Genomic DNA, 8,322 nt, shown 5'->3' with positions numbered 1-8,322 from the left:
CTGAGCACCCCGTACCGGCCCTGTCCGGGGGCGTGGTGAGCACCGGTCAGGACCCCGCTCAGGCCCGCTCCCCCGACCCCCTCCAGGCCCCCTCCCCGGGGGGTCGGTAGGAGGTAGGAAATCGCAGGTCAGCCCGCGCCTACCTACGCGCCTACCCCATCGCCTACCTACCCGCCTACCGCCTTGGGAGGACCCCTGTGCAGTCCGCGGCCGACATCCCGCCGAGCCGCCTCCTCGATGCCGCGCGGGTCTACGACTGGTCCGCCGTCGTGACCACGCAGACCATCGCCCAGGAGCACTGGGGCGAGTACCGGCCCGCTGCCCCCGGGGTGACCGCGGGGCAGGCGGCGGAGGTGATCCGGCGCCTGTGCGCCGAGCGGATGGGCGCCCCTGAGGGCGTCGTCCGGCTCCTCCGGCTCCACCTCGTACCGAAGTAGCGCAGCCGCCACCGAGAGAGATGAGGACCCATATGACCACCACCGCGATCCTGTTGGTCGACCACTCGACCACCCGGTGCAGCCACTGCGGGGCGAGCGCGTTTCCTGAGGACAGCCATCACACCCGCATCGCCACCGGGTACGGCTCCGCCGGCCCCCTGCGTCCCTGCGGCGCACGGTTCGTCGCGATCAAGGGCGTGATCGGCATGGTCCAGGCGGCCGATCTGCGGGCGCTGCGCCCGGACCTGCCCATCGCCTGACCTGCCCACCAGTGCGGGGCACCCGTTCTACCGCCAAGCAGCCGGGTGCCCCGCTTCCACCGAAATGGAGGCTCCATCATGGCACTCCGTTCCATGCCGATCGCCCCGGGCACCCGCCCGGACCCCCGCCACGAGACCGTCTACCAGGCCAGCCGCGGCGGCTCGTTCCCCGAGCCCCTGAAGCCGACCCCCGGCACCCCGCTGAAGGACAAGAAGGCGGGCCGGTCATGAGCTGCTGTGGTCGGCCGATGGGCCAGCAGGGCCCCCAGTGGGTGTGCGGCCGGTGCGGCGCCTGGACGCAGAAGGCGCTCGTCCGGTGAGCGCCCTCCCAGCCGCGGTCGCGGTGCTCAGGCATCTGTGGCAGTGCGCCCGCTGCGGTGCGTGGGTGACCACCCCGATCCCCGCCGGCGGGTCGTGCGGGGGGTGCGGAGGATGACCGCCCCGCTGCCGCTCAGGCCCCAGCCGCATGAGCGGGACGGCCGGACGCCGACCCCGCCGGCCGAGGCCCCCCGGCCTCACCCTCCGGCACCGCACTAGGAGGGCTGAACACCCCGCCCCGGACCCCGCGCTCGACGCGGGGGAGCGCGATGCTGTCGGATCGACTCCGACTCGGGGCACTCACCGACCGCCCCCCGACCCACTCAGGAGGACCCTGTGACCACCATGGTGGTGGAGCCCCGCACCCCCGCTTCGCCGACTCCGCCCCCGCCTTCGCCGACTCCAGCTCCGGCTTCGCGGACCTCCGCCGCGACGAGGCGCCTGATGATCCCGCTCGCCGTCGTCGCGGTCCTGTCCGGACTCGGCGCCGCCGTCACCGGGTTCGCGCTCTCGTACGGCGCACTGCGCGACGCCGCCATCGACTGGGGCTACACCGGCTGGCAGTCCTACGCCTTCCCGATCGGCGTCGACGGCCTGATCGTCGCTCTCTACACCGCCGACCTCGTCCTCGCTTGGCGGCAGATGGCCCGCCCCTGGATCCGGATGACCGCCCACGCTCTCACCGGCGTCACCATCGCGCTCAACGTCTCCGCGGCCGTCGACAGCATGCCCGGAACGCCCACCCTCTCCGAGGCGTTCGGACAGGACTTCGGCCGCCTCCTGGGGCACGCCATGATGCCGATCGCCTACGTCATCCTGACCGAGGTCGCCCGGTGGGCCATCGCCCGTACCGCGCGACTGGAGGCCGGCCTCGGTGTCGACCAGGCACTCACCCTCGCCGAGTGGGCCCTCAACTTCCGCGTGACCTGGCGCATCTTCCAGCACGCCAAGACCTACCCGGCCACCTACGCCGACGCGCGGGTCTTCGTCCGGGACCTGGCGGTCTACCGCGTCTGGCAGAAGGAACGCGCCCGGTACGCCACCGGCACCCCGGCCGCCCGCGCCGCCGTCCTGGACCGGATGCCCGCCCTCTTGGCCCCGTACGGCGTCAGCGTCGAGCGGGCCCGCGAACTCCCCGCCGAGATGCTGGCTCAGGAAGAGGCCCAGGAGGAGGCTCGCCAGCGCGCCATGCAGCGGCGCGTCGATGAGCAGCAGCAGCGGCAGCGCGACGAGGAACGGGCCGACCAGCAGCGGGAGCGCGAGCGCCGGCAGCGCGAGGACGCCGAACAGCGCGAGCGGGAGCGCCAGGAGCGCGAGGACGCTCACCAGGCCCGCATGGACGCCCTGGAGAAGGAAGCCGAGCAGACCCGCCAGCAGGGCGAGCTGGCCGAGCTGCGGGCCACCGTCGACGGCCAGTCCCGCGCCGCCGCGCACCGTGCCGAGGCCACAGTCGCCACGGCGGAGATCCAAGCCACCACCGCCGCCACCGCCGCCCAGCGCGCCGCCGAGGAGACAGCCCGCCGGGCCGCCCAGGAGGACGCCGCCGAGGAGTCCGCGAAGGTCGCCGAAGCGAGGGCGAAGGAGAAGGCCGCGACCGCGAAGGTCGCCGAGGAGTCCGCGAAGGAGGCCGCCGCACGGCGGAAGACGGCAGAGGACAACCAGGCCGCCGCCGAAGCGAAGGCGAACACCGAGGTGGAGAACGCGAAGGTGGCCGAAGCGAAGGCGAAGGCCGCCGAAGCCGACCGGCTCGCCGCCGAAGCCGACCGCCGGGCGGCCGAAGCCCGCGACGAGACCGCGCAGATCCTCCGGCGGGCGAAGGAGGCCGAGGACATCTCCGGGCTCGGCCAGCGCCAGCGCCGCGTCCGCGTCGCGGCCCGGCTGTTCCTCGACTCGATCACCCCCGACCGGGCCGGACTGACCCCGGACCAGATCATCGACCTCATCCGGACGACGTCCACCGTCACCAACGCCGACGTCGCCGCCGCCATCGGCATCTCCAGCGAGGGCACCGCTTCCGAGTACGCGAAGGAGGCCAAGGGCCTCATCGTCCGCGGCTACGACCACCGCACCGGCTACGACCCCGACCTCACCGACGAGTAGGAGACCGCCATGCCCGACCGAGAGCCCGTACAGCTCGCCGCCGACGTGATCCGCGAGGCCGTGACCTGTGACCGGCAGGAGTGCACACCGGACCAGCACCACCGGTTCGTCACCGAGAACATGCGGATCGCCGCCCGCCTCACCACCAACCCGGAAGGATGACCGCCATGACCACACCGAGGTCCGCATGGGGACCGGAGTCGCCCCGGTCTCCGGCGGCCCGACCTGGGGGATGGCTGGCGGACTGGCCGTCGCCCTCTACACCCGACAGCGGGTGGAACCTGATGGTGAACTCCACCCGGACCACCGTCCATACCATCCACGCCCCGGCCACGGCCGCCGGCGCTGCCGAGGTCGCGCAGCTCGTCCACGGCGTCCTCCGGGGCGACATCACCGACCTGTTCCGCCGCAACTGACAAGGGAACCCCGATGACCAACCCCATGACCGTCACCCGCAATGCTGACGGCAGCCACAGCCCCCTCTACGACGAGAACTGGCCCCAAGCCACCCAGCTCGAATGGCACGCCGGGATCATCGCCCTCGACACCGGCCTGCGCATCACCGTCACCGACCAGGAGAACGACCTCTACTCCATCAGCGTCCGCGGGACCACGGGTCTGTCCGGCCAGGGCCCGATGGACTTCCACACGGCCTGGGCCGTCCTCGACGGAGTCCGCATCGGTGCGTGGGAGGCACGGCGATGACCGACCGAGTGCCCTTCACCGTGGGAGCCCTGCGCCGCGCACTCGCGGACTACCCGGATGACACCCCGCTGCGGGTCGCTGTCCCGGACGCTGACTACCCCAACGACGTCGCGGACGACGGCTTCGTCGCCACCAGCGTCGGCTACGACGAGCTGGCCGCCTGCACGGTGTGACCGCGCCGGTCGTACGCACAACGGCAGAGGCCGGGACGAAGGAAGCGTCCCGGCCTCTGCCGCGTCCGGACCCGGCGTAACAGATCCGGGCCACGTACGTACATCCCAGTGTGACGTGCCAGCAGACCGATAACGGCCCCAACAGGAAACGGCCCCTGCGACGCCGAACCGCGGTGTCGGATACCAGCACTACGATGATCACAGGCGCGGGGGTGCCTAGGAGAACTGCTGTGCCCGCACTCCGCCCTTCCGCCGACCTTCGGCCGACGCCCGCCTCACCGGGCCTCTGGATTCGAGCTGAGGGAACGCCGCGCGCGGTCTTCGCCTGCGCCTGCGGCTACGTCCTCGATGTCACCGGCCGGGACGATGTCCTCGACCTTGTGGAGAACCAAGCCCCGGACCATCGCTGTCCCGGCATCAGTTCGGTGACAGCTTCGGGGAACTTGGCGTATACGCTGGATTCTGATCATGCTGTAAGGCATGATCGCCAGCACAACAAAATAAAGCGGGGCGACCCGGGATGTAGGAGTTCCGGAATCGCCCCACGTGAGTCCTCAACTCGTTCCTAGGCGACCTCAAGGACCCAACGCTGTGACAAGCGTACCCATCAGCGGCCTGCCCGCAACACCATCCACAACTCAACAAAGCAGGAAAAACCCGGCCAGTGAGCCGGGTACAGGTGTTTCCCAGCCGACCGCAGGGGCCCGCGACGAGCGCGCGGACCACCGCAGCCTGCTGGGCGATCCCGCCGTCCGCGCCGCCGCCTGGGCCGAGATGGAGCAGCGGCAGGCCGCTGCCCGCGAGGCTGGCCGGGCCCGTCGCCGGGCCCGCCAGCACTCCCGCTCAGCCCGCCGCTCCGCGAACTCCGCCCCGGCCTCCTGCGACCCGCTCACCGGCACGTTCGCCGCGACCCCGGCCGACGCCCTCAGCCCCCGCTCAGAGGCCACGGACGACTCCTCCCCGGCCGATCTCCGGGGTGCGGCTCGGGAAGTGGTAAACCTCGTTTCCACCGCCGGTCAGACCCCCCTGACGACGGACCAGGAAGCCGCCGACGATGGTTCGCTGAAGCGGCTGAAGCTGCGCCACCAGCGGCGCCGTCTACGTGAGTCGATCCAGCGGTTCACTCGTCTGAGTGGCCTGCGGGGCTGCGGCACCCGGCTCACCGGTACGGAGGTCGGCGTCCACGTCGGCAAGAACGCTGCCCGGTTCGCCGGACTCCAGTCGTGCCACAGCGTCTGGTCCTGCCCGATCTGCCAGGCCCGCATCCGCGCGGCCCGCTCCGTCGAGCTGGAGAAGGCGGCCCTGGCCTGGCTTAAGGCGGGCCACGGCCTCTACATGGCCACCCTCACCGTCCCCCACTGGAAGAACGTCCAGCTCGCTAGCAGGGTCAAGGAAGGCCACAAGTGTGCAGGTCAGCGGTCCTGCACCTGTCGCTGCAAGTGCCCCGTCCTGGCCCCGGCGCCCGGCATGTCCCGGCCCCCGTGCACCTGCGCCTGCCCCGTCAACCCGGGCCAGCTCGCCAGCGTCGTCGAGGCGTGGCGCGGTGTGCAGGGCGGCACTTGGTGGACCGGCCGCCACGTCATCCGAGAAGGCGCCCCCGCGCTCTGGGGCCCCGGGTGGGAGGCCGACGACCGGTACGTCCGCCGCCAGGAGTACGGCCCCGACGGCCGTCCCGCCGGCCCCGCCACCGTCTGGCAGGACGGTTTCCGCGACCGCTGGGGCATCGTCGGCACCACCCGCACCATCGAGATCACCTACGGCAACAACGGGTGGCACAGTCACGCCCACGTCCTGATCTGGACCGAGGACCCCGCCACCGAGGAGCGCGGTGAGGCCATCGAGGAGGAGCTGTTCACCCGCTGGGCGAAGCGGTGCGACGCTGTCGGCCTGCCCGTCCCGGCCCGCGGTGAGATCCGGGAGAAGGACGGCAAGCGGATCCGCAAGGGCGTCGACGTCACCGCCGCCACCAGCGAAAAGGCCGATGCGCTCGGCCGGTACGTCGTCAAGCTCCAAGAAGGCGGCGCCCTCGCCATGGAGATGACCCGCTACGACCTCAAGGTCGCCCGCGGAGAGAAGGGCATCACCGCCCTGGAGCTGGCCGCCATCGCGGCGGCCGGGAACCAGGAGGCCATCGACCTCTGGCACGAGTACGAGTTCGCCACCCGCGGCCTCCAGTGCCTCACCTGGAGCCAGGGCCTGCGCGAACGGCTCGCCCATCTCGTCGAGATGGACGAGCGGGAGGACGACCAGATCCCCGACGAGGAGACCGCAGAAACCCCTGAGCAGCCCTCACTCCTCATCACCCGCGACGCCTGGTGGCGGCTCATCGTCCCCGTCCACTGGGCCCGCGCCGAAATCCTCTACCAGGCCGAAGTCGGCGGACTCCCCGCCGCCATCGGCGTCCTCGACAAGCTCGGCCTGGTCCGCGGCACCGACTACGGCCCGCCCGAGCAGATGTCCGGCCCCGTCCTGCCCTCCATCCCCCAGCTCCGCCGGGGGCAGACCGCCCGCACAGTCCGCCGCGACCGCCGCAAGGCCGTCGACGACGCCGTGCTCACCCGCACGCCTGCCCAGTGGGCGCATGACCAGGAACAGCGCCGGGCCGCCACCCAGCGCCAGACCGAGGCCCGCGCCGCCCAGACCACCGCCACCGACGACGAGCTGACCGCCGCCAACGCCGAGCGCGCGACCGCCGCCCGTGAGTTCGCTCGCCGCCGCGCCGCACTCCGCCACGACCCGGCCGCCGCCTCGACCTTCGAGCACGCCGAGCCGCGCCCCGTACGGCTCTCCGCTGGCGACGACCTCGACGCCATGGCCGCCGCCCGGCAGGCTCCCCCCGGTGCACCCGCGTGCACCCTCTGCGGTGGTGAACTGGCCACCGCCCTCGTCCCCGTGGGGCGCCACACCATGTGCTGACCGGCCCCGGTCGGTCAGCCGCTGTGGAGCCCCGCTGGCCCCCACCAGACACTGACCAAGGAGACCTCCTTGCCCAAGAGGAACTTGCCCGGAAAGAGCGTCAACATCACCAAGGCCGCCTGGTACCAGGAAGTCGTCGGCGACCCCGACCACCCCGTCCCCGCCCGGCTCGTCGGCCGCCAGCAGGAGATCCTCGACGCGATGGACGACGGCGGCCCCGGCGCCCTCCGGGCCCTCGTCGAGTCCTGGGGCCTCGTCTGGAAGGTCGGCCCCCGTGGTGGCATCCGCGTTGACATCCCCGACCCCTCCCCCGAGAGCTGACGCGCCGTCCCATAAGACGTGCCGCACAGCGAAGCGTCACACCTGACCAAAGTGACGAAACCCGGGCCCCTGAAAGGGGAAAACGCGGATTATCTAGGTAGATTACCCGTGAAAGCCCAGCTAAACGGCTTGCGCCCAGCTCACTCGGCCCGGTCGGTGGTGGGTACCCCGGGTACCCACCACGGAGACCTCCTCCTGGGCCGCCCCCGGCCCGCGCGCGAAACTCGCGTGCTACAGCTTGCTCACCGGTCATGGTGTGGGGACTGGAGGGTGCGGGCCGTGGTCGTCGGCGCCGGCCAAAGGGCGATGCTGCGCCGGGTCCGTGCCACTGCGGGCAGTGCGGTCCTGTGGTCCTCTGCCCCCGCCGCCGGGGACGGCACGCCCGCCCCGACCCCGTTCAGCCGCTCCCCGCACCCCCGCCGCGCCCTGCTGCTCCCGACGAGAACGACGACCAGGAGCCGGGCGTTGTCCTCCCGTTCCGCCGGCGCTTCCGTCGGCGCTGACTCCAGCGGACTGGTCGCGGTGAATCCCGATCAGTGCCGCGGTCGGCGGCGCCGCATGTTCACCAGGGTGGCCTCGTCGACGCGCCGCACGGCCTGGCGGACGTGCTCGATGACGGCGGCGAGCTGCTCGTCGGGGACGTCGCCGCCGGCGTTCAGCGTCCGGGCGATCTGGTTCAGGTTGTTGCCGATCCGGGTGAGCGCGGTGCGCGCGTCGACCAGCTCGCACAGCTCCTCGCGGGTCGTCAGAGGGATCGGCGTCAGCCTGCCCATGGCGACCGCCACGACGGTACGGGCCGCGTAGCTGGCGGGCGTCAGACCGGCGAGCGTGGCCCCGGCCTGAACGGCGGCCAGCTCGTCGTCACCGAGGCGGAGATTGACGCGATGGGTCCGCGGCTCGTCGTCCCGCCGCTCCCGTCGACGCTGCGCCGGAAACACCCTCGGATCACGCACGGTGGCCCCCTCCAACCCACCGGTCCGTCCCCGGACCGTCGGCGACCGCCCACCGGTCGTCGGGCCGCCTACGGTAACCGTAGGCACTATCTCGCTGCCGGCATCTACGGCCCGTGGACGTGTGCAGGACCACGCCGTC

At 72.2% G+C, this 8,322-nt stretch carries 11 protein-coding genes; 10 read left to right on the top strand and 1 reads right to left on the bottom strand.

Annotation, left to right across the window (positions count from 1 at the left end; genetic code table 11):
* Positions 1 to 197: 197 nt before the first annotated feature.
* From ACWCRA_RS34770 to ACWCRA_RS34725, 10 genes are all read left to right on the top strand, one after another.
* Positions 198 to 437, top strand: coding sequence for a hypothetical protein (locus ACWCRA_RS34770; protein ID WP_451069433.1), 240 nt, complete (start codon positions 198 to 200; stop codon positions 435 to 437).
* 32 nt (positions 438 to 469) lie between these two features.
* The gene (locus tag ACWCRA_RS34765) at positions 470 to 697 is read left to right on the top strand and encodes a hypothetical protein (protein ID WP_451069432.1); all 228 of its coding nucleotides are present in this window, start codon (positions 470 to 472) and stop codon (positions 695 to 697) included.
* Positions 698 to 775: 78 nt separating this feature from the next.
* Entirely contained in the window at positions 776 to 928 is a 153-nt protein-coding gene (locus ACWCRA_RS34760) for a hypothetical protein (RefSeq protein ID WP_451069431.1), read from the top strand.
* A gap of 531 nt (positions 929 to 1,459) precedes the next feature.
* Positions 1,460 to 3,115, top strand: a complete 1,656-nt coding sequence (locus ACWCRA_RS34755; RefSeq protein ID WP_451069430.1) for a DUF2637 domain-containing protein — start codon at positions 1,460 to 1,462, stop codon at positions 3,113 to 3,115.
* A 9-nt stretch (positions 3,116 to 3,124) separates the two neighbouring features.
* Positions 3,125 to 3,277, top strand: a complete 153-nt coding sequence (locus tag ACWCRA_RS34750) for a hypothetical protein (protein WP_451069429.1) — start codon at positions 3,125 to 3,127, stop codon at positions 3,275 to 3,277.
* 122 nt (positions 3,278 to 3,399) lie between these two features.
* Complete coding sequence (locus tag ACWCRA_RS34745; protein ID WP_451069428.1) at positions 3,400 to 3,531, top strand: hypothetical protein; 132 nt, start codon at positions 3,400 to 3,402, stop codon at positions 3,529 to 3,531.
* A 13-nt stretch (positions 3,532 to 3,544) separates the two neighbouring features.
* Positions 3,545 to 3,820: a hypothetical protein gene (locus tag ACWCRA_RS34740; RefSeq protein ID WP_451069427.1), complete on the top strand. Its 276-nt coding sequence runs from the start codon at positions 3,545 to 3,547 to the stop codon at positions 3,818 to 3,820.
* Positions 3,817 to 3,993, top strand: coding sequence for a DUF6225 family protein (locus ACWCRA_RS34735; RefSeq protein ID WP_451069426.1), 177 nt, complete (start codon positions 3,817 to 3,819; stop codon positions 3,991 to 3,993). Before ACWCRA_RS34740 ends, ACWCRA_RS34735 begins: the two co-directional genes overlap by 4 nt.
* A gap of 990 nt (positions 3,994 to 4,983) precedes the next feature.
* A complete protein-coding gene (locus tag ACWCRA_RS34730) occupies positions 4,984 to 6,909 on the top strand; it encodes a hypothetical protein (protein WP_451069425.1) in 1,926 nt (641 codons plus the stop codon).
* 69 nt (positions 6,910 to 6,978) lie between these two features.
* The gene (locus ACWCRA_RS34725; protein WP_451069424.1) at positions 6,979 to 7,230 is read left to right on the top strand and encodes a hypothetical protein; all 252 of its coding nucleotides are present in this window, start codon (positions 6,979 to 6,981) and stop codon (positions 7,228 to 7,230) included.
* A 533-nt stretch (positions 7,231 to 7,763) separates the two neighbouring features.
* On the opposite strand, the gene ACWCRA_RS34720 is transcribed toward ACWCRA_RS34725, so the two are convergent.
* On the bottom strand, positions 7,764 to 8,183 hold the full coding sequence (locus ACWCRA_RS34720; protein WP_451069423.1) for a plasmid mobilization protein: 420 nt from the start codon (positions 8,181 to 8,183) through the stop codon (positions 7,764 to 7,766).
* Positions 8,184 to 8,322: the final 139 nt, after the last annotated feature.

Source organism: Streptomyces sp. NPDC001889, from assembly GCF_053594535.1.
This window is presented reverse-complemented; position numbering and strand designations above follow the sequence as displayed.